The organism is Bacteroides neonati, from assembly GCF_000499785.1.
GTDB lineage: Bacteria > Bacteroidota > Bacteroidia > Bacteroidales > Bacteroidaceae > Bacteroides > Bacteroides neonati.
In genome coordinates, this window is sequence record NZ_HG726025.1 from 226,988 (window position 1) to 247,656 (window position 20,669).

A 20,669-nucleotide genomic window follows, 5' to 3' on the forward strand; every position below is an offset into this window, starting at 1 on the left:
ATTTGAACCCATCGGCAAATGGCCTTATTAACACTTTTAACATGCATTCTTTCCTCACTATCCTCCCCGTTTCTCTAAGTATGCCCAACCGTTCAATAGAGTAGGCGTAGCGAAAATAATACGCTGTTTGATCATGTGCCGTTTCTTGTACAAAAAAGCTGGCGGCTTTTTCTGAAAAGGCCGCCAGCTTTTTAAATTTTCTCTCGGGCTTTTTTAAAAAGGCGACCGGCTTTTTTCGATTAATTCACGGGCTTTTAAAACATCGTCTCAATACCTTTTTATAGATGTATTTGTCGCACTATATACTTTGATCCGTGCTCATTTTATTGGTAAATCAACGTTATTAGGGAAATCCCTATAATAGTTTGGGGAAAATCTCCCTTTAATAGTAAACACCTTGATTATCTTTGTATCGTGAATAAAAAGAGTAAAAACCAATAAACCACAGAAATATGAAAAAGATTGTTTTTTTATCGCTGTTTGCCTTGGCTCTTCCACTGGTGGGGATGATGGCACAAAGCAATGATGACGACCTTTACTTCATTCCTTCGAAAGAGAAAGCAGCACCTGCACCGGTGAAGCGAGCTCCTGCGAAGCGAGAGGTAACTACTAATATTTATACATCGCCCGGTACTACGGTCGTTGTGCAAGACCGCAAAGGAAAGACGCGTGATATAGACGAATACAACCGCCGTTACGAGGCTCGCGACAATGAGTTTGTCATGGAAGATGATACACTGTTTGTTCAAGAAAAAGCCCGTCCGGATTTGGATGGCGAATGGGTGAACGGTGAGTTCAACGGTTCGCGTGAAGATTATGAATATGCCGAACGCATCATTCGTTTCCGTAATCCGCGTTACGCCATTAGCATCAGCAGCCCGCTCTATTGGGATGTTGTTTATGGCAGCAACTCGTGGGACTGGAATGTGTACAGCGATGGGTTATATGCATACGCTTTCCCTACTTTCAGCAATCGCCTTTGGTGGGATTGGCGCTTCAACTCTTACGGTTCTAGCTGGGGCTTCGGCTTTGGTTCTCCTTATTATGCCGGCAGCTATTGGGGCGGCTGGTATGGCGGCTACTGGGGTGGCGGCTGGGGTGGCTATTGGGGACATCACCACCACGGATATTATCCCGGATGGGGTGGCGGCGGTCACTATCCAAGTTGGGGTGGTGGAAGCTGGGACAGCAACCGGGTGTATACCAATCGTCGCTCGTCGGGCAGATCAGAATACAGTAACGGTATTAGAAGGCAAGAGGGAAGTTCGATTAGAGGCGAAGGCTCATCGACCAGACGAGTTGTTGGAACACGTACGTCGACAGGTACACGCTCGTATGATCGCAGCAACTCTATCCGTGTAGAAGGTAATCGTCAAGGCGTAAGTAGCGGTAGAGATGCCTCGACTCGTCGGAGCACCTATACGCGCCCAAGTAGTACACGTAGTTCTGCCGGTGAAGGTGTACGCCGAGAGATGGTTCGTAGTAGCTCTGAATCTACCCGCAGCTATAATCGTGGAAGCTCTACATCAATGCCTTCACGTAGTTCTTCTACAGAAAGTACACGTCGATCTTATGACAATAGCTCAAATAGCCGTAGCTATACTCCAAGTAGCGGTAGTAGCTCTCGTTCGAGCAGCAGCTATTCCGGTGGAGGTGGTAGTTCATCGCGCTCTAGCAGTGGTGGTGGCGGATCAAGCAGAAGTAGTAGTGGCAGTAGCCGAAGATAGGTTGAGTATACACTTTAAAACAGAGTAGTAAACAATGAAAAAAATAATGACTTTAACGGCATTCTCTTTGCTTATTGCAGCGGGAGTAAGTGCACAAACAGTGTACGATGCCGCTAATATAACAAGTAAAGATTTAAACGGAACAGCTCGTTTTGTAGGTATGGGTGGTGCTATGGGTGCTCTTGGTGGTGATATATCGACTATCGGATCAAACCCCGCAGGTATCGGTATTTATCGAAGCAACGATATAATGACTACATTTGGCTTATCGGCCTATGGTACAGAAAGTGTCTTTTCCGGAAATAAATTCAATTCGGATAAAATGCGCGGCTCGTTTGATAATATTGGAGTTGTCTTTTCTAGTAAAATAGGTAACCAAACCTCATTGCGTTATGTTAACTTTGGTTTTAACTACAAACGTGCCAAGTCTTTTAATCGCAATATGGAGATGGGGGGGAATATAGGAGCTTATTCCCAATCGTTTCAAATGGCTGCTCAGGCCGATGGAATAGATAAGCCTATGTGGGATAATGGAAATCGATACACCAATCGAGACATTGGTTGGTTGTCTGCACTAGGATATGATGGATATTTGATTAATCCTCAGATTACTACAGATAAAACAGATTTTCCTTATTTGGATAAAGATGGTAAGCCGATACTTGATAAGGATGGTAACCCTCAATACGTAAATTACAAATTCTATCAAAGCATAGCTGGTAATAATACTGATCTTAATTATCGTTCCGAGGAGCGTGGAGGTATCGATCAGTACGATTTTAATATTTCCTTTAATCTGAATGATCGTGTCTATTTGGGAGCAACCGTAGGAGCGTATTCTGTAAATTATAATAAATACACCTATCATAAAGAAATGTTTGGCGATGATCAAGGTTATAACTTACAGAGTTGGAATAAGATCAATGGCTCTGGATTTGATATTAAGTTGGGAATGATTATACGCCCGTTCGAGTTCTCTCCACTTCGTATTGGTTTGGCTGTACATACTCCTACGTTTTATAGTCTTGAATTGGCTACAAATGCTCGTATAGAAACCGATGTTTGGGACCAGGAAGCAGGTAAGATATTGCCTCATGATATAGATACGTATAAAGAATTAAATAATAAAGATATGATTCGCGAGTTCAATCTTCGCACTCCTTGGACTTATAATGTAAGTTTGGGATATACCGTAGGTAAAAGTTTGGCCTTAGGTGCGGAATATGAATATCAGAATTATTCAAAATCGAAGTTTCTTGACCCACAGGGGTATGCAGGTGCTTTTGAATATGAGAATAGCACCATGCCTATGCTTAAGGGGGTGAACACATTCCGTATCGGAGCAGAGTACAAAGTGATTCCTCAATTTGCTTTACGCGCTGGTTATAACCACAGTTCGGCTGCATTTCATAGCAATGCGTTTAAGGATTTGCCAATAAACTCTATTCAGACTGATACTGATTTTGCTAATTCGCAATCTAAAAACAACTACACGTTGGGTGTTGGCTATCGTGGTTCTCTATTTTATGCAGACCTTGCATATAAGTACGCTACGTACAAAGAAGAATTCTTCCCATTTGTCAATACCTATGCTGATAATAATCAGACTGTAGTAGAAACTCCTAATGCTACGATTGTAACCAATACCCGCAGTCAAGTACTCCTTACATTGGGTATACGCTTCTAAGAAAAAACAATTGCAACAATAACTTTCACTGTGTCGAAAAGAAATCCCCGAAGTGCGTTTAAGGTGCTCCGGGGATTCTTGATATGATAGCAGTTCGTTTACCACATTTCAATATACTACTTTATCCGTTTTCTGGCTCCATGCTTCGAAGGCTTTCAGTGCCTCTTTATGTAGCAATATCTCCGACGGTAGCTTTCTGTCAGCAGGTTTCAGCTCGAGTTCGTCGTATATAAAAGAGTCGTCGAAACCTATGTTTTTAGCATCGGTCTTGTTATTACCATAATACATTTTGTCCAAACGTGCCCAATAGATGGCGCCTAGGCACATGGGGCAGGGTTCGCACGAAGTATATATTTCGTAACCACTCAGGTCGAATGTTCCCAATTGCGAAGTCGCAGCACGGATGGCACTCACCTCGGCATGAGCCGTAGGGTCGCACAATGCAGTTACACGATTCACACCTGTAGCAATAATCTCCCCGTCTTTGGCTATCACAGCTCCAAAGGGGCCTCCGCCATTGGCTACGTTCTCTTTGGAAAGCTCAATGGCTTTCCGCATCAATTCTTCCTTAGTCATTTTTATATTTGTTTTTTATTCCGATGACAAAGATAATCATTCGTTGATATTCGGGCAACCAACTAACGTTTAAAATGCTTATCTTTGAGCACGAATGAAAGGTAAGCATTGATGAAGAAAGCAAAAGTATACGATACGGAGAAAGAGCTTTGGCTGGCATTTCGGGAAGGAGATCGAAATGCTTTCGCCCAATTGTTCGAATCTTATTCGGATGCGATGTATGCTTACGGAAGAAAAATAACTGCCGATACCGAATTGGTTAAAGATACGATTCAGGATGTATTTGTGAAACTGTATCATAACCGCAGAAATTTGGGTGAAACTCAATCGCTGAAAGGCTATCTGCTTGTAGCGTTGAAGCGTACGTTGATAAATCATTTTAATGCTTCGTCGCCCGTTCTACTCTCCATGGACGAGATGAACGCAGGAGCGTATGCAGATAACCGGCCATTTGAAATAGAACTTTCGGTTCAGGCTGTTTGCGAAAGCGAAGAGATTGATGCTGAAGAAGAAAACCGCCGGAAGTTGGCTGCTGTTTTGCAAGAACTAACCCCTCGTCAACGCGAAGCCATCTACCTTTATTATATACAAGAAATCCCGCTGATTGAAATTCCCGATATGTTGGGAATGAATTATCAATCAACGAGAAATCTATTGCATCGTGCTATGTCAAAGCTACGTCAGTGTATTACTTCTTCTTCACTGAGTATGTCTGCTTTTTTACTCCAATACCTTTCAACGTAAGGCTTTGCCAATGAGGCGGAAGGATTCCTTGCTGCTGCACAACTCCCTTTTCTGTGAGGTGCAATCCTCCAAATCCCATCATTACGGCTTGTAACACACCACCTGCTCCGGTAGCAAAATACGGATTGGTTCCTCCTTTGGTTTCGGCGATAACACGGAAGGGCGGATTGAGGTTGGGCAGATAAGCGTCTTGAAAGAAGTGCCATGCTTTATCTGCATTGCCTAAACGAGCGTATAGCAAGGAGAATATAGCTTGTGTCATGGCCGGTGTATCTTTCTCGGGCACTTTCACTTCATAATAGGCCAGATCCTTAGCTACCTGTTTAGGGTGAGTGATGAGACCAAGCGGATAGGCAAGCAGGTTAACGTCGGCTTGCTTAATGGTTTCGCCATTGTAGCTGCTGTGTTCGCGGGTTGTTCCGTCGGAGAACTGATGAATAACCAAAGAGGATGCCACCTTCTCCCAACGTTCATCTACAGGATAGTTCAATAGGCGAGCGGCTTGCGCTGCCGCCAGAAGGTTGATCTTTGCCACTCCGTTGGTGAAAGCGTCATCGTCTACATTCTCAGCCCATTCGTCGGCTGCAACTACATTGCGGATGTGACTTCTGCCAATGCTATCTGTTTCGATGCGGCTCAACCAGAACTCGGCAGTCGCTTCTATCAAGGGATAGCCTTCTTGTTGCAACCAGGTACGGTCTTGCGTCATACAGAAGTAGTTCCATGCAGCCAGTGCAACGCAACCTGATATGTGGTGTTCGAAGGTTCCTGCCAATGCCCATACAGGTGTCTCTTCGAAACCGCTGTCGGCACTTTCCCATGGAAACATGGCACCTCGGAAACCATGCTCGAAGGCATTCTTACGGGCTGCCTCCAGTCTGTCAATTCGATAACGAATAAGCGACTGCGCCAATTGAGGTTGTAGCATCAGCAAGGCGGGAAATATCCATGTATCTGCATCCCAGAAGATATGTCCGTTGTATCCCAGCCCCGATAGACCCATCGGAGAGATGGAAAGAGCCGATCCTTCGCGTACGAAGGAGTAGAGATGATAGATCATGCTATGTATGTCTTGCTGTGCCTGGGCGTCTCCTTCTATCTGGATATCGCTTTGCCATAACTCGTCCCACTGTTTGGTATGATTGGCAATGAGGCGATCGTATCCTTCGAGGCTGGCAAATACGGTAAGGCGTTCGGCTTCGTTCATCGGATCGGGGTGATGGGCTGAGGTCAGTGTAGAGCCCACAATACAAAAGCGGTACGTTTCTCCTTTCTTCAATTCGCGGTTGAACCGCATCGCATGGCTATTATTATTGGGTGTAGTATGAATGACTCGTGGCTCGTTGCCTGCTTTCTCGGGAAACAGAAAAGCCGAAGAAGCACAGATACGAAGTTTGCCTGTAGGGCTTTCGGCTTGAGTGGATAATAGCTTGATGGCAGCGTGGCGACGGTTTATTTCGTTGTAATACATCTGTCCGTCTCGAAAGGCATCGGGGGTTTCCAGTTGGTTGGCAGCCGACAGGTTGATGTCGGTGTGCGGTGTAACCTCAATGACTAGCAGTGCACAGTAGGGGAGCTGACGCAGAGCCAGATAGGAATAGCTAACCGATGCCTTCTCTGCAAAATCGAAGCGAGAGGTATGCATGGCACGCTTCATGTCGAGCGTCTGGGTAAAGTTGGAGATATTCTCTTTGTTTATACTTTTGCCATCGATATACAGTGTCGTGTTAAGCATGTTAAAACCATTGAGGAAGTTACTGACCCGTCCTCGTCCGTACTTGTCGTAGCTGCCTGCCAGTATTATGTTATTAGTTCGTAGCGGATCGGCCGAAGAGACGATGCCGAGCATACCGTTGGCTACGGTTACTCCATAATACTGTTCGGGGTTAATGTTTGTGGCATTTATTTGCCAGGCATCCTGTGCCTGCATGGTGGCAGACAAGGCAATGAGTAGAAGAATGAAATACTGTTTCATGATATTTATTGTAGTTGATAAATTCCAATGGATAGAGGCGGTGTGTTGAGATGCAGTTTTCCGCGTTTGTAACTGATACGCTGCTGGTCGCCCTGAGTGAGAATCGGAGTGAGGCGACCGATAGGCTGCCGACATTCTCGTTGCGTAGTGATGGTTCGTCCGGAGGGATTGATACAGATCAATAGACGTTGGCCATTGCCTGATTGCCGTTCGTAAACAAGTGGATAGTGGTTTGTACCCGTTTGCATGAAGGTGATTCCGCCCCGACAAGCAAGGGCAGGGTATTCGCGTCGCAAAGCAAGTAGGCGACGTACGTAATTGAGTTGCGAATCCGGATCATTGGCTTGTTGAGCTACGTTGGGGCGATTGCAAGCCGAATCGATCGGTAGGTAGTATTGATCGGGATTGGCTGTGGAAAACCCTGCACCGGGAGTAGCGTCCCATTGCATGGGGGTGCGGCTACCTGCTCGATTTCCTTTGGGGAGTAAGCTGCCTTCTTTATTCGGTAGTCCGTCAATGAAGCGCATGCCGATTTCATCTCCATAGTAAATGCATGGTACGCCCGGCTGAGTGAGGAAGAAGGTAAGGGCTGTGCGTACTTCGGCTTCACTATCACGCCTGCCGCAACGAATACGTTGAAAGTCATGGTTTCCTGTTGGGATACAGAGATGACCGTCGTTGCCTGCCACTTTCAAACAGTCGTCCAGGTTGGCGATGTACAGGTTCGGATTGCCTACTCCGCGGAGGTCGAAATAGCAGGTGTCACGACGATACGTTCCGGTTTCGTTGAATACCAGCTCACCATACCCTGTACGTCCGAAGTGAATGATAAAGTCCATCATAAAACCGACTTTCAAGGCTTTCTGCGGATTACTCCATTCGGCTAGCAGGATACCATCGGGATAGAGGCTTTGGAAGTGTGTACGCAATTCGTGCCAAAGAGCGGTTGTTCCTTGTAGATCGGGATCATTTTTAACGAGCGAACCGGCCATGTCGACACGAAAGCCGTCGCAACCCATCTGCATCCAGTAATCCATGATATGCTTTAGTTCGGTTCGGGTAGCGGTTGGACCGGGAGCGTCTATCGGTTGTTCCCAAGGACAGGCAGGATCGGGTTGACCGTATCCGTAGTTAAGAGCCGGCTGACAGTCGAAGTAGTTTTTTCGGTAGCTTCCGTTACGTTCGAAGTGTCCGGTTATGAATTTGGGAGGACAAATCGTTGAATCATTTGTCCAGATATAGCGATCGGTGTATGGGTTTTGTTCTTTCTGTTGTGAATAGCGAAACCATGGTGATTGGTCGGACGAATGTCCGGCAACGAGATCGAGCACGACGCGCATCTGGCGTTTATGAGCTTCGTCGAAGAGACGACGCAGGTCGTCGTTGTTACCATAGCGGGGAGCAACCCGGTAGAAATCGATAACATCATATCCGGCATCCATAAAAGCGGAGTGAAAACAAGGATTCAGCCACAAGGTGTTACAGCCTAGTGATTGGATATAGTCCAGACGCTCAATGATGCCTTGGATATCACCGATACCATCACCGTTGGTATCTTGATAACTTTGCGGATAAATTTGATAGAATACAGCTTCCTCGATCCACTTAGGTAAGTGAAAGGTTGGGCTTTGAGCACGGGCGTTACCGGCAGTGAGTAGCAGAAGGAGGATGTATGTGAATAGTTGTTTCATGAAGTGTTATCAATTATGATGTATGCAAAAGTAATTTCATCTTTCAATGAACGCGTCGGAGTAGCTACGTTCTTTGTGCTACTCCGACGTTTCATTGGTACGTTAATCGTATCTTGAATCGTTTTGTTTTAAATCCGGATTTGCTTCAAGCGCACTGATAGGAATAGGCAGCAGGATGCGATATGGCTCCGAAGCCGGCTTCTCATAACGGGCAGCACAATATCGATTGAAGCGTACCATGTCGTTACGTCGTGATGGACCGTCCCAGTAAAACTCGTATCCACGCTCATTGAAAATCTTCTCCAACGTGAGTTCATTTAAGGCATAAGGCTTTACACCTCGCTTGTTTCGTATGGTGTTGATGTCTGCCAATGCGCCCGGTGCATCGCTATTGCGCAATTTTGCTTCGGCGCGCATCAGGTAAACGTCGGTGAGGCGATAGTATTGAAAATCATTTTCACTTTTGTTTCCATAGGTCGAGTTCACATCGGGAGCGTATTTTATTACGCGTGCTCCTTGTGCTTCGGTCGAGTTTTGTACACTGAACTCGGGTGTATAAATGAGGTCTTTCCCGGTACGGTCTTTTAGTTTGGCTCCTTTGATATCGTATTGTTGCCCTACAAGTATACCAACATTGATTCCGGTCTCCTTCTTCACTATATCACTTTGATAGCGTGGGTCGGTAGTATCCCATGTATTTAGAAAATCGGGGGTGGTGCAACAGCCATTCCACATACCGGTAAACTTTCCAAACTTCTGATTGTAATGCAAGGTGATATTTATCCAGTCAATGCCATTCAGTCCTGCTCCCATATTATATATAATGGGAAGGATTGTTTCGGTTTCGTTGGAATACTTCTCATTGAAGGCCTGATATAGTTCCCAGAAGTTATCGGCCAGTTTGTATTTGCCCGAGTTAATAATGGTGTTGCAAAGTTCAATTGTCTCCGCCCACTTACCCTTACCGTCAGTAAAGGCCGGAGCAGTTCCGGTATAAACCTGATTATTAAGATACAGCTTGGCCAGTAACATTTGTGCGGCAGCCTTGGTGACGCGACCGTAGGGAACTAATCCTTTGTCTTTGAGCAAAGGAATAATGGCTGTCAATTCCTTTTCAATACGGTCGATGGCTTGTTGGCGGGTCAAGATTTGCGGTTTCACCGAATAATCGGTTTCGGTATATTCACGCATGGGGAAGCTTCCGAAGCAATCCATCAGGTGATACATACAAAGAGCACGGATAAAGAGAGCTTCGTTCATATAGCCTGCTACTTCTTCCGTTTGATCGAGTTTTGACAGGTATTGTAGTGCCGTATTACATTTGGTAATACCGATCATGAAACTGTTCCATGTGTTTTTGATATAGGTGTTTTTACTATCGTACTCGTGAGTAAATAGGGTGCGGTAACTGGCATTGTTCCAATCGGTTCCACGTGTTGGAAAAACCATTTCGTCGGTTACACTTTCGAGTACCAGCCACACACCGCTTCGACTTTGTAGGTCTCGCAGATAAGCGTATGCCGGAGCGATCAGCATCTGTGCATTCTTGCTGTCGGATACCATGTCCGATCCGCTTTGTTCATTCAATATCTGCTCCTTGAGGTCAGTGCATCCTGCTGCCAGAAAACTTGCCAGGATGGTATATGCTATGATTGTTATCTTTTTCATTGTCTATTGTATTAGGTGTTAAAAGTCGACAGAAACTCCGAAACTGAAGCTGCGTGCCATGGGGTAGCTGGTCCAGCCAATGCCCAACGAAGGTACTCCGTTATTGATGCGTCCGGCGTTCACTTCGGGATCGTATCCGCTGTATCCGGTGATAACGAACAGGTTATTTCCCGTCAGTGTCAGGCGCAGATTGCTAATCCATTTTTTGCTCTTCAATGGTACTGTATAACCCAATGTAGCACTGCTTAGGCGTAGGTATGATCCGTCTTCAATGTAGCGGCTTGAGTAGTCCAGTACATTATCCATTGCTTCGGGCAGATGGGTTGCACTTTCTGTGGTATTGAATCCTTTCGAGAAAAGAGTCATATTGTCGAGCACGTTGGCAAGGTTGTTATAAACGTCATTGCCTACTACACTGTTGAAGAACAAGCCCAAGTCGAACTGTTTCCAAGTGAGATTTGTATTGAAGTTAAGCGAGAAGTCGGGTTGTGCATTTCCGATACATTTCTCTACTTTCTTGCCATTTTCATCCACTTCGTATATGCTCTTTCCGGCTTCATCAAATCCTAAGAAGTTATATCCCCAGAATGTACCGATGGGATATCCGCTTTTGATGACTTGCGAGGTAAATCCGTCGATACCGGGTCCGCTCGGTTTACCGGTAGTAATGGAGGTCATGGGCAGATTCTTCACTTCGTTTTTTATAGCCGAGAAGTTGGCTCCTAAGCTCCAAGTCCAGTCTTTATTGTCAATAATCACTCCGTTTAAACCGATCTCAATACCTTTGTTTACAATCTTCATGTCGGGCACATTGGTCCATACCATGCTGGTAGGTGCGGGAGAGATGGCATATACCTCTAGCAAAACATCGCGGGTTACCTTCGAAAACAGGTCGACAGTACCACTCAATCGGTTGTTGAAGAAGGCAAAGTCAAGACCCAGATCGACTTGTTCTGTGCGCTCCCATTTCAGATCTGGATTTGGAGTACGTGTCAGCGTAATTCCTTGTACCACATTGCTGCCTCCGTCAAGGATGGCACTTCCGCCATTGGTTCCCAACATAATTTGCGAAATCTTATTCGGAATCTCCTGATTACCGGTGATACCCCAGCTAAGGCGTAATTTCAGGTTATCGAATACATTGAGCTTTTTGATAAAGGCTTCCTCGCTCATGCGCCATGCTAACGCGGCAGAGGGAAAGTAACCATATTTATTGTTGTCGCCGAACTTGGTCGAACCATCGGCACGGAAATTGGCAGTCAGTAAGTATTTGTCCATCAGGTTATAATTGATGCGACCAAAGAAAGATTGAAGCTCGTTGACGGTGATGTTCGAGTTTCCCTCAATTTGCTTGTATTTACCCAGTGCCAGATCATAAATATAATCAATATTATCTACATCGAATCCATTTTCGGAGATACCATACCGATAGTTGCGGAACTTCTGAAAGGAGTGTCCTGCCAATAAGTTGAAATGATGATTTTTCTTAATATTGAAATTGTATGTCAGATAGTTCTCAATAAGAAAACTGCTAGCTTCTACGTTATTGATATCTACTGTACCCTTATCGCTCAGGTAGATGAGCTTCTGATCTTGAGTTACTTTACGAGTGGCTTTCATTTCATCGAAAGCTACATTCATTTTATATTTCAGTTCTTTCCATATTTCAAGCGTACCGGTAAGGTTTGCCAATACACGGTCGGTCTGTGTTTTGTCATCGGTTAGCTTAATCATGGCTACCGGATTGCGTACATCTTTGCTCTTTTGAAAGTAACTGCCGTCTTCGTTGTATACAGGGTAGGTGGGGTTTACCTTCAATGCCGATAATAGAACATCACCTTCAAAACCACCTGACTCTCCAATAGGTACCCGTTGATCATTGGTGCGTGTAGCCGTAAGGCTTGCCTCGATTTGCAAACGGTTATTGAATGCTTTCTGACTTACGTAGAAGCGTCCGGTGTATTTCTCCATTCCGGTGCGATCTACAATACCCTGTTGGTTCTGATAACCGATAGAGGCACGGTAGCTACCGTTCTTAAAGCCTCCTCCGATGGATAGATTATGATTGTGCGACATGGCCGTGCGGAATATTTCATCCTGCCAATTGGTGTCTGCACCACCGTCTTCGATGGTCACTCCTTTCTCCTTCGCAAATTCGCGGTAGCGTGCAGCACTTAACATGGGGTACTGTTTAGGAAGATCCGATATACTTCCGTAGGCAGAATAAGACACTTTACTCTGTCCTTCGATTCCCTTTTTGGTTGTAACCATGATCACTCCATTGGCTCCACGTGCACCATAGATAGCTGTGGCCGAGGCATCTTTCAATACATCAATCGACTCGATATCATCGGGGTTTAGAAAGTTCAGTGGATTTTTAGAACCATTGCCACCTACACCTGCTACGTTGGCTCCCGATGGTTGTTGATCGCTCGAAACATCCAGAGGTACACCATCTACTACGTAGAGTGGGTCTTGTCCCGAGCGGATTGAGTTTGAACCACGCACACGAATGGTTACACCACCACCCGGTTCGCCACCGTTGTTTGTGATATTAACTCCCGATACCCGGCCTTGGATAAGCTGTGTGGGCGAAGTTACCAGTCCTTTATTAAAGTCTTTTGACTTGACAGCGGCAACCGATCCGGTCAGATCGCTTTTCTTCATGGTGCCATAACCTACCACTACGACTTCGTTCAGCAATTCGGCGTCACTGGCCATTTGTACTTTCATCTGCGAACCGGCTTTTTGCTCCATACGCTTGTAGCCTACGTAAGAGAATACGATTGTTTTTCCCTCGTCGGTGCGTAGCGTGTATTTACCATCCATGTCTGTAATGGTTCCATTGGATGTACCTTTGGCTTGTACACTAACCCCGATTAGGGGTTCGCCGGTTTCATCGATGACTACACCTGTGGCGGTAATCGATTTGGCCTGATTTTGTTGGCTCTCCGTTTTGGCTATAATCAAAATTTGACGGTCAGAAATCTCATAGGCAAGAGTTGTGTTTTTGAGTAACTGCCCCATGATTTCATTGATAGATGAAGAGGTAATGTTCAGCGTTACCCGTTTATCTAAATTAACGGTTGCACTGTTGTATACAAAAACAAATTTGCTTTGTTTCTCAATAAGAGTCAATACATCGTGAATGGGCTGATTGGACACTTTAATCGTAATGTCGCCATTTGCAGCAATTGAGATCGGTGATTGTTGCTCGGCATGTGCCTGTGGTGCAGCAGCAATGAGAAAAAATAAAATATAACTTGTCAATGCAAGTTTGTTCCACAAATAATTAGTATACTTGCAAAAGTGATGCTGTTTATTCATCATTAATAGATTTTGGTTTATAGTTTTTGTTATCAAAGTCTGTTGGCTGGGGGATAGTGCGAATATCTCCCGGCTTTTTTTATGATCGGTGCTTGTTTTACTTTTTTCTTTTCATAGGCATTATTTTGTTTTTTGATTACTGATTATGCTGATTCTTCTCTCTTCTTTTTTGATGTCGATGGGAGCAATTTTGGTTAAGTTTTCAAGAATCTCATTCAAGGAAACACTCATATCCAGCTTACCATTGATTCTAATTTCATTTAAGTCATTCCAGTTATAGTTGAGAACAACATTGTGGCGCTCTTCGATTTGTTTCAACACATTGCTGAGTGTCTCGTTTTCTATCGATAATACATCTTCTTTCCAACCGATAAACGACGCTGTATTTACATCGCTCTGCAACGTATGGCTGAGGGTCTGTTTATTGTAGGCATATTTCTGATTAGGTAACATAAAAACAGATTCGCCTTCGTTGGGTTGTATTTTTACCCGCCCCGATACAAGAACGACAGATTGTTCTTTATCGCCCGGATAGGCTGATATTAGAAATTCGGTACCTAGCACGCATACTTCCATGGTTTTTGTCAAGGTGCTGAAAGGACGACTTTTGTCGTGTGCTATCTGCATATAAGCTTCTCCTTCTAGACTTACCTTTCTTTGTTTTCCTTCAAATTTCAATGGAAAGATAAGCTTTGATTGTGCCTTTAATATAATGGTAGAGTGATCGGCCAGAACGACTTGTGTTCGTTGGCCGGCAGGTACAGCTACTTGCAGAAAAGTCTCCTTTTGTTGTGGGGCTGAAAGCTTGAATGAAGTTCCCGGTGTGCGTATCTCTATTTGATTAGTGGCAGCAAGGCAGTGTATTTCGGCTTGCTCGCCCAATTCTATTTCTTGGTCTTCAATGTATAGTCGAACGGTACTGAGTGTATCGACATTGACAATAGCCGACAGGCGTTCATAAGGGTTATTGGTAAAGGGTGCATATACTAATGTACCTACCGTAATGATTAATAATAGAATGGATGCTGCCGCATACCATATCGTACGGCGAGATCGTATTTGATGTGTTGTTCTTCGGTCAATGTTTGCCCACATAGCCTGCTTCTCTTGTGATGTAAGTGTAGGCTCATCTCTTTGGATGAACTTTTGCAGTTGCTCGCGGTCAAAACCAGAGGGTATGTTGTTTTCGTTCATTGTTATAGAATTAAAATCGTCTTTCTATAAGCAATACAACGAACTGTGCTGTTTGTACTCACGTACTGAGTACTTTTTTAGGAATAATTTTTATTTATACAAATAAAGCCGATCATTTATCCGACGATCAGCTTTATTTATATCAACAATTATGGTTTACCAATACCAGCAAACACCGAATGAAAATGGATATAACTCGGGGCCTTTGTTTTTCTCAAAAAGCCCATAGGTGGCATATCGCATATATACTCCGATATCGCTATATCCTCCTTGTACCAATAGATTGAGGCCTACCGGGCGTACGTTCAATCCCTTATCAATAGTCTCTTTATGTCCGTCGTATTTTACTTTTGAGTGGATGCCATGACGTATTTCTGCTTCCAGACCTGCCGATAGGAATATAGGACCACGGCCGTTGATGCGCTTTTGCCATTCGAGAGCAACCGGTACACGGAAGTAGAAATAGCGTAAGCGACTTTGGTTGTAATAAACACCGTCGGGGGCAGGATAATTGTTGGTCACTCCATCTATTTCGCGGAAGGCCGTATTATTGTCAAGCCTGAAAGAGATATAACCCCAACCTAGTCCGCCGCTAATGCCCCACTGTTTATTACGACTCAATGTAGCATCTACTTCAAACAAGGTAAATCCTATTTCCCATGATTTCAATGCGTTCAGGTCAACCGAATTGGGTGTATTGTAATTAGCGAAGCCATCATATAGTTGGGTATACCCCATGTATATACCCGCATTATGAGGTTCAAAACGATAATTACCTCAAATCCGCAGCTAATTTATAACTGATTCAAATAGCGATTTAATTCACCTAATAGTTCCTACTCGTAGCTTTTCCCCCTGCTTTTCTCCTTGATTTCAGGTTATAGGGCATAGCTTCCCCTTTCCCCAGTTAGCTGAAGGCATAAGTAATCCCACGAAAAGTTGTTTTTACGGACTCCAAAGCAACTTGTATGGTTTGTCGGAATAAATATTGAGTACCCATTGTCTGCCTGTCTTTACCCATTTCGCAGGAACTGTAATGAATCGAAAGATAAATCGTTTGACTCGGCTTACCGGTTCAATATCTTCAAACACGGCTGCAACCTTCTCAATAAGGTAAGCATAAAAGTTTTTAGCCATGGCTGTAAGTAGCAGGAATACTGTATTCTCTTTGAGGAATGAACAGGGAAGATGACTCCACCCGAAATCGTTATTCATCATGTCGAATGTTCTTTCACAGGCTCCACGAGCATTGTAGAAGAGTACAATGTCTTTTTCAGAACTTTCATGGTCATTGGTTAAGATGCACCGATAGGTGTATTCACCATCAAATAGGTCCAATTGGTTGTCCTTACGCTTTTGCCTTTGAATAACAAGTCGGTAGTTTTCTTCTTGCAAAAAGGAAGTAAAAGGTATGGAGGTCACTTCATAATTCTCGAAGTTGATTTCTTCTTTTTTCCAATCTGTGATTTTCGTCATTTCTTCATACAGAGACTGACATTTGCCGGCTCGTATGTAGAACTTGTTGCAGTAGCCATGTGTCATACGGATAATCTCTTCCGAATAAGAACCACAGTCCATCCGGCAACGGTCTATGAATATTCCCCTATCGGCCAAACGACGAAAAGTCCGTTGGAGCGTATCCGCTTGACGAAAACGGACATTTGCGTTTGCGGCCCGATTTTCCACACCAACAATGTTACCACCAATAGTTGCCGTGCCGGGGAAATAACCACGTTTTTTCTTGTAAGAATACTGAGTGTCATACTTTTCTGTGGGAATAAACTGGTGGTCGAAGTCCAAGTTATAAAGCGTGTTTGGCTTGAGTTGTTCTGTTTGAAGGAGCATATCGAGCATCAAACTATTAAGCTGTTCCGCCTTATTGAAAGCATAGCTTGCTCCTTTTTGGGAAGTATAGTGGATATCCAATTCTGCGAGTTCTTTTATGCCTCTCAATAAAGTATCCGGACTGGGGATTTCAGTATCCGGGCGTAATTCAAGATGTTTGCCAAGGTGTTTGCCGATATCTTCGATGTGGTCACCGCCGCAATAGTAGATCCAAAATAGGCTCGAAATAATTTCGCTATATTGGTAACCGGCGTAGGAAGAACGTAATCCTAAAGATTTATCGATCACGGAATTCAGTCCTAAACGAGAAAATTCATCCATTGCGTAAAATATACCCCCAAAAGGAGTGATATTATCTGATTTTATGGCTATTTTTGTTGTCATATGCACAAGTACCTTTATGGTTTGTTTGGTAGCACTAATTTAGGTGAATCTTGTGACATAACCAAACCTTGAGGATGTTATTCATCCTCAAGTGTTTGGATTCTCTGAAAATAATATGACTGCGGATTTAAGGAATTACTACGTTTCTTGGTAAAAGGAACGGTGAGTGAAATTCGTCGTTCGGTGCTCTGCCCATCCATATAAACGCCTTCGAATATCTGGTCGTTTTCAATCGTATCGCCACGCGATGATTCTTCGAAGAGTTTCACTTTTACTTTTCCATCGCGCTCTTTGATAACAATTTTCCGGCCATTGAGCAACAAGGTAGTATCTTGGCGGGCATTTTCTTGTGCATACCCTGTTAGGCTCACCAGTATGCCTAACAGTACAATCAGTTGTTTCATATTCATTATTTTATGGATTAATTCTTTTTCATAAACAACATGGTTACCAGATCGTCGGCTTCCAGTTCGCCTTCAATGTAGATCAGTGTGGCACCTCCTTTTTTGCTTGTTTTGAAGAGGATGAAGCGGTTCACATCTTCCTTGATTTGCGGTAGCTGATAGTAACCCGACTGTATTTGTCCGCCCTCGACTACCTCTTTCACCTTCTTTGCCTTCTTTTTATCGGCTTCAAGGCTGCGTAGTAAGGTGGGCATCGCTTCTTCGGCATCTTTGAACACAAGGCTTTTGTATAATTCCATTTGGTAGGTGTCGAGCATTTCATTAGATAGTTCGACCATGGTCACTCCTTTCTGCTTTCCATACTTTTGAAAGACGGAGGCTATTTGCAGTCCTTGCTGTGCTTGTGCAACTGTGGTAAATAGTGCAAATAGCAGGAGGGTTAGGGTAGTGCGAATGACTTTATTCATAGGTTTTCTTCTATTGGTAAATTTCTGTTTTGGCTTATTCGAATAAGGTGGCAAAGACCTCTTCTTCGTTGAGGCTAACCTCTTCGAAAGCGGCTGTTGCCTGTTGATGTATCAGCTTTGCATCGGTATATTGCTTCCCGTCGATGATTACATAGCTGTCCGGCTTTTCATGAAACGGATAGCCGATGCCGGCAATACCAAGTAGCAGTAGCAATCCGGCAGCAATTCCACCCAAGCTATAGAGTAGGATACGGCGTGGATGAAGTATTCGGTTATTATCAACCGAAGTGTGTGCCGTAGGTACTGCACCCTTTTTCTTATCCGTTTTATTTTCTTCTGCCAGAAAAGCAAACATCGGTCGATACATCTCCAATTGTTCGGGTACGATGCCGCTTGTGAAGAACTGACGCAACTCGCGTTCTTCTTCGCAGGTTGTTTCACCTTCGAAATACTTGGTCAGTAATGTTTCTATATTCATGCTTCGTTCCTCCTTTTTCGTTCTATAGCTTGCAAATACAGCTCTCTTACCCGTTTTCGTGCTCTCGATAAATTGCTACGGATAGACTCTGCACTGCATCCGGTTATTTCGGCTATCTCTTCAGTTTCGTACTCCTGTACATCTTTCATCTGGATGATGGTGCGTTGAAGAGTTGGCAACGAATCGATAATCTCTCTCATCAATCGAAATTCATCTTTTTCTTCGAGTAGGCGATCGGGTGTAGAAGCCGTGGAAGGGGCTTGCACCCATTCAAGTGATACGGCATCCGGTTTTTTACTTCGCCACATGTCCATGCAGTGATGATGAGTCATGGTCATGGCAAAAGCCTCAATACTGCGGTACTCTTCCAGTTTTTCACGCATATTCCATAGCTTCAGCATCACCTCCTGTATCGCATCTTCTGCGTCATCGGGGGTATCAGTCAGCCTCTTCGCATAGTTCAGTAACTTACTGCGTAGTGGAATTACGGTTAATTTGAATTGTTTGAGTTCCATTGATATGAAGAAGACGAAAGCACAACGTAAAACGTGACATCCGAAAATAAAAAAAGTGATGAATTTGTTCGTATTCATCACTCATCATCTGTGGGGATTATAATTTCTCCAGAATCTTATCCATCACCCAGTTTGTCAGGGTGGCACTTTCGCCGTCACAGGTGCAAACCGACTTGCCCAATAAATGATCGACCACAGCCTGGATCAACGGTTGCTGTACATGATCGGGGTTTTCGATATAGAACTCTTCACGTCCTTTTTCGGTATGTAAAGCAATGGGGTCGAAGGAGAATACCGAGAAACAAATCATGCCTTTATCGCCGATAATTTCGATGCGATCTTCTTTGGCCGATTCGTGTCCGACAAAGCACCACGAACCACTACCCACCAATCCGCTATCGAATTGGAAACAGGCACTAAGGGTATCTTCCGTTGCATACAGTCCGCCACGGTTGCTCTTGAAACCACTGGCTTTGAGAATGCAGCCAAACAGATCTTGCAACAAGTCGATTTGGTGTGGAGCCAAGTCATAGAAATATCCACCTCCTGCTATATCGGGTTGTACACGCCACGGCAAGTTCTCGCGGTTGTAGTCCAGATCGCGCGGAGGTTGTGCAAAACGAATTTGTATATTAATGACGTTGCCCACATAACCCTCTTCTACCAACTCTTTGACCTTATTAAAATAAGGCAGGTAGCGACGATAGTATGCAACGAAGCATGGCACTCCCGTTTCGCGAGAGATACGGTTGATACGTGTACACTCTTCGTAAGTAACCGCCATGGGCTTTTCAATATATACCGGCTTACCTGCTTTCATCGCCATGATAGCGTAGGTTGCATGCGAGGAAGGGGGAGTTGCAATGTAGATAGCGTTAATCTCCGGATCATCAATTAACTCCTGAGCATCGTCATACCATTTCTTGATGCCCCTTTCCTGTGCATAAGCTTTCGCTTTGGCAAGGTCGCGACTCATCACTGCCACTACTTCGGAATGTTCTACTTTTCGGAATGCGGGGCCGCTTTTATACTTGGTTACTTCGCCGCAACCGATAAAGCCCCATTTAATAATCTTCTCGCTCATACCTTCTTAATTTATTGGAAATGCAAATATACTCTTTTTTTAGGTAAGAATCCAGCGAAAGCGGTCGAACGGGTTATTTCTTTCTGTAGTATTTCTTATAGATCTGTTGGTACTGATCTTTTTTCCGAAAATCTTTCAGCCAACTATTCAGGCTATCGAGCAATGCCGGCGATTGTTTACTTACCGCCCATGAGTAGAATTGTGTAAAGCTGATGGCGGTATTGATGTCTAACTGGGGCATCGAATCGATGGATGCACGGGCAATGCTTTCGTCACATACGGCATAGTCAATATCGCCATGGGCAACCATTGCCATCAATTGCTCGGTTCCGTACTTCTCGACTTCCTGAATATAGATCGTATCGCCAATCTCGTTGCTCAGGTTGTGAATACGCAAGATGGAAGGAGAACCTTTTACTACATGTAGAGTACGTCCAGCCAGATCGAGTTGGCTTTTGATATAGAGTGAGTCGCCTTCTACTTTCTTTCGCTGTATCAGCACTTGTTTGCTGAGTATGATGGGAGAGGTGAGGAGTAGCGAGTCTTTCAGTTCGCTGGTGGCTAAAAGATCGCTGGCGATAACGTCATACGTGCCGTTGCTTAATCCTTTCAGGCGTTGGTCGAAACTCATAACGGGATACAAATTGGCTTTCAGTCCTTTGTCGTGTGCAAAGGCCTCTATCAGTTCGTAATGGAACCCCGAAATAGTGTCGCCATCTACATAAAAACTGATCGAATTATACTCCGTAGCCACGTTGATAGTACCTTCTTTTTTTATCTCTGCATAGTCTCGCGGATGTCCTGTTGGCTGCTCCTGATCATTAGATCGAAAAAGTAGTATGGCAACAATAATCACTACCGAGATAGTGAGGTAAAGATACTTAAATCGTTTCATAAAACAGC

Annotated in this window: 17 protein-coding genes; 3 read left to right on the forward strand and 14 right to left on the reverse strand. The window is 44.3% G+C overall.

Annotation, left to right across the window (positions count from 1 at the left end):
- The first annotated feature begins 452 nt into the window (after nucleotides 1-452).
- A complete protein-coding gene (locus TY03_RS17195; RefSeq protein WP_042372191.1) occupies nucleotides 453-1,727 on the forward strand; it encodes a hypothetical protein in 1,275 nt (424 codons plus the stop codon).
- Between the two features lie 34 nt (nucleotides 1,728-1,761).
- Entirely contained in the window at nucleotides 1,762-3,414 is a 1,653-nt protein-coding gene (locus tag TY03_RS17200) for an OmpP1/FadL family transporter (RefSeq protein ID WP_042372193.1), read from the forward strand.
- Nucleotides 3,415-3,522: 108 nt separating this feature from the next.
- Here the strand turns inward: TY03_RS17200 and TY03_RS17205 are convergent, their stop codons facing one another.
- On the reverse strand, nucleotides 3,523-3,990 hold the full coding sequence (locus tag TY03_RS17205; protein WP_042372195.1) for a nucleoside deaminase: 468 nt from the start codon (nucleotides 3,988-3,990) through the stop codon (nucleotides 3,523-3,525).
- 111 nt (nucleotides 3,991-4,101) lie between these two features.
- Here TY03_RS17205 and TY03_RS17210 point away from each other — a divergent pair, with 111 nt between their 5' ends.
- A complete protein-coding gene (locus TY03_RS17210; RefSeq protein WP_042372196.1) occupies nucleotides 4,102-4,734 on the forward strand; it encodes an RNA polymerase sigma factor in 633 nt (210 codons plus the stop codon).
- Here the strand turns inward: TY03_RS17210 and TY03_RS17215 are convergent.
- The 13 genes from TY03_RS17215 to TY03_RS17275 form a co-directional block, all read right to left on the reverse strand.
- A complete protein-coding gene (locus tag TY03_RS17215; protein WP_042372199.1) occupies nucleotides 4,679-6,709 on the reverse strand; it encodes a glycoside hydrolase family 65 protein in 2,031 nt (676 codons plus the stop codon). The two genes, TY03_RS17210 and TY03_RS17215, sit on opposite strands and share 56 nt — an antisense overlap.
- 5 nt (nucleotides 6,710-6,714) lie before the next feature.
- The gene (locus TY03_RS17220) at nucleotides 6,715-8,400 is read right to left on the reverse strand and encodes an alpha-amylase family glycosyl hydrolase (protein ID WP_052332538.1); all 1,686 of its coding nucleotides are present in this window, start codon (nucleotides 8,398-8,400) and stop codon (nucleotides 6,715-6,717) included.
- 102 nt (nucleotides 8,401-8,502) lie between these two features.
- The gene (locus TY03_RS17225; RefSeq protein ID WP_042372201.1) at nucleotides 8,503-10,068 is read right to left on the reverse strand and encodes a RagB/SusD family nutrient uptake outer membrane protein; all 1,566 of its coding nucleotides are present in this window, start codon (nucleotides 10,066-10,068) and stop codon (nucleotides 8,503-8,505) included.
- An 18-nt stretch (nucleotides 10,069-10,086) separates the two neighbouring features.
- Complete coding sequence (locus TY03_RS17230; RefSeq protein ID WP_230201998.1) at nucleotides 10,087-13,398, reverse strand: TonB-dependent receptor; 3,312 nt, start codon at nucleotides 13,396-13,398, stop codon at nucleotides 10,087-10,089.
- A gap of 117 nt (nucleotides 13,399-13,515) precedes the next feature.
- Complete coding sequence (locus tag TY03_RS17235) at nucleotides 13,516-14,589, reverse strand: FecR family protein (protein WP_042372203.1); 1,074 nt, start codon at nucleotides 14,587-14,589, stop codon at nucleotides 13,516-13,518.
- 156 nt (nucleotides 14,590-14,745) lie between these two features.
- Entirely contained in the window at nucleotides 14,746-15,327 is a 582-nt protein-coding gene (locus TY03_RS17240; protein WP_052332539.1) for a hypothetical protein, read from the reverse strand.
- Between the two features lie 207 nt (nucleotides 15,328-15,534).
- Nucleotides 15,535-16,818: an IS1380 family transposase gene (locus tag TY03_RS17245; protein WP_042366226.1), complete on the reverse strand. Its 1,284-nt coding sequence runs from the start codon at nucleotides 16,816-16,818 to the stop codon at nucleotides 15,535-15,537.
- Between the two features lie 77 nt (nucleotides 16,819-16,895).
- The gene (locus TY03_RS17250) at nucleotides 16,896-17,222 is read right to left on the reverse strand and encodes a hypothetical protein (protein ID WP_148335701.1); all 327 of its coding nucleotides are present in this window, start codon (nucleotides 17,220-17,222) and stop codon (nucleotides 16,896-16,898) included.
- 17 nt (nucleotides 17,223-17,239) lie between these two features.
- Nucleotides 17,240-17,689 (reverse strand): DUF6108 family protein, encoded by a 450-nt coding sequence (locus tag TY03_RS17255; RefSeq protein WP_042372207.1) that lies wholly within the window; start codon nucleotides 17,687-17,689, stop codon nucleotides 17,240-17,242.
- Nucleotides 17,690-17,723: 34 nt separating this feature from the next.
- On the reverse strand, nucleotides 17,724-18,167 hold the full coding sequence (locus TY03_RS17260; RefSeq protein WP_042372209.1) for a hypothetical protein: 444 nt from the start codon (nucleotides 18,165-18,167) through the stop codon (nucleotides 17,724-17,726).
- On the reverse strand, nucleotides 18,164-18,682 hold the full coding sequence (locus TY03_RS17265) for an RNA polymerase sigma factor (RefSeq protein WP_042372212.1): 519 nt from the start codon (nucleotides 18,680-18,682) through the stop codon (nucleotides 18,164-18,166). Before TY03_RS17265 ends, TY03_RS17260 begins: the two co-directional genes overlap by 4 nt.
- Before the next feature lie 97 nt (nucleotides 18,683-18,779).
- Nucleotides 18,780-19,766: a Gfo/Idh/MocA family protein gene (locus tag TY03_RS17270; protein WP_042372214.1), complete on the reverse strand. Its 987-nt coding sequence runs from the start codon at nucleotides 19,764-19,766 to the stop codon at nucleotides 18,780-18,782.
- A gap of 73 nt (nucleotides 19,767-19,839) precedes the next feature.
- On the reverse strand, nucleotides 19,840-20,661 hold the full coding sequence (locus tag TY03_RS17275) for a transporter substrate-binding domain-containing protein (RefSeq protein WP_042372216.1): 822 nt from the start codon (nucleotides 20,659-20,661) through the stop codon (nucleotides 19,840-19,842).
- Nucleotides 20,662-20,669 lie beyond the last annotated feature (8 nt).

Bases quoted from the DNA above. Each gene is read 5' to 3' on its own strand.
- TY03_RS17195 (WP_042372191.1), top strand. From the start codon at position 453: ATGAAAAAGATTGTTTTTTTATCGCTGTTTGCCTTGGCTCTTCCACTG.
- TY03_RS17200 (WP_042372193.1), top strand. From the start codon at position 1,762: ATGAAAAAAATAATGACTTTAACGGCATTCTCTTTGCTTATTGCAGCG.
- TY03_RS17205 (WP_042372195.1), bottom strand. From the start codon at position 3,990: ATGACTAAGGAAGAATTGATGCGGAAAGCCATTGAGCTTTCCAAAGAG.
- TY03_RS17210 (WP_042372196.1), top strand. From the start codon at position 4,102: ATGAAGAAAGCAAAAGTATACGATACGGAGAAAGAGCTTTGGCTGGCA.
- TY03_RS17215 (WP_042372199.1), bottom strand. From the start codon at position 6,709: ATGAAACAGTATTTCATTCTTCTACTCATTGCCTTGTCTGCCACCATG.
- TY03_RS17220 (WP_052332538.1), bottom strand. From the start codon at position 8,400: ATGAAACAACTATTCACATACATCCTCCTTCTGCTACTCACTGCCGGT.
- TY03_RS17225 (WP_042372201.1), bottom strand. From the start codon at position 10,068: ATGAAAAAGATAACAATCATAGCATATACCATCCTGGCAAGTTTTCTG.
- TY03_RS17230 (WP_230201998.1), bottom strand. From the start codon at position 13,398: ATGATGAATAAACAGCATCACTTTTGCAAGTATACTAATTATTTGTGG.
- TY03_RS17235 (WP_042372203.1), bottom strand. From the start codon at position 14,589: ATGAACGAAAACAACATACCCTCTGGTTTTGACCGCGAGCAACTGCAA.
- TY03_RS17240 (WP_052332539.1), bottom strand. From the start codon at position 15,327: ATGGGGTATACCCAACTATATGATGGCTTCGCTAATTACAATACACCC.
- TY03_RS17245 (WP_042366226.1), bottom strand. From the start codon at position 16,818: ATGACAACAAAAATAGCCATAAAATCAGATAATATCACTCCTTTTGGG.
- TY03_RS17250 (WP_148335701.1), bottom strand. From the start codon at position 17,222: ATGAAACAACTGATTGTACTGTTAGGCATACTGGTGAGCCTAACAGGG.
- TY03_RS17255 (WP_042372207.1), bottom strand. From the start codon at position 17,689: ATGAATAAAGTCATTCGCACTACCCTAACCCTCCTGCTATTTGCACTA.
- TY03_RS17260 (WP_042372209.1), bottom strand. From the start codon at position 18,167: ATGAATATAGAAACATTACTGACCAAGTATTTCGAAGGTGAAACAACC.
- TY03_RS17265 (WP_042372212.1), bottom strand. From the start codon at position 18,682: ATGGAACTCAAACAATTCAAATTAACCGTAATTCCACTACGCAGTAAG.
- TY03_RS17270 (WP_042372214.1), bottom strand. From the start codon at position 19,766: ATGAGCGAGAAGATTATTAAATGGGGCTTTATCGGTTGCGGCGAAGTA.
- TY03_RS17275 (WP_042372216.1), bottom strand. From the start codon at position 20,661: ATGAAACGATTTAAGTATCTTTACCTCACTATCTCGGTAGTGATTATT.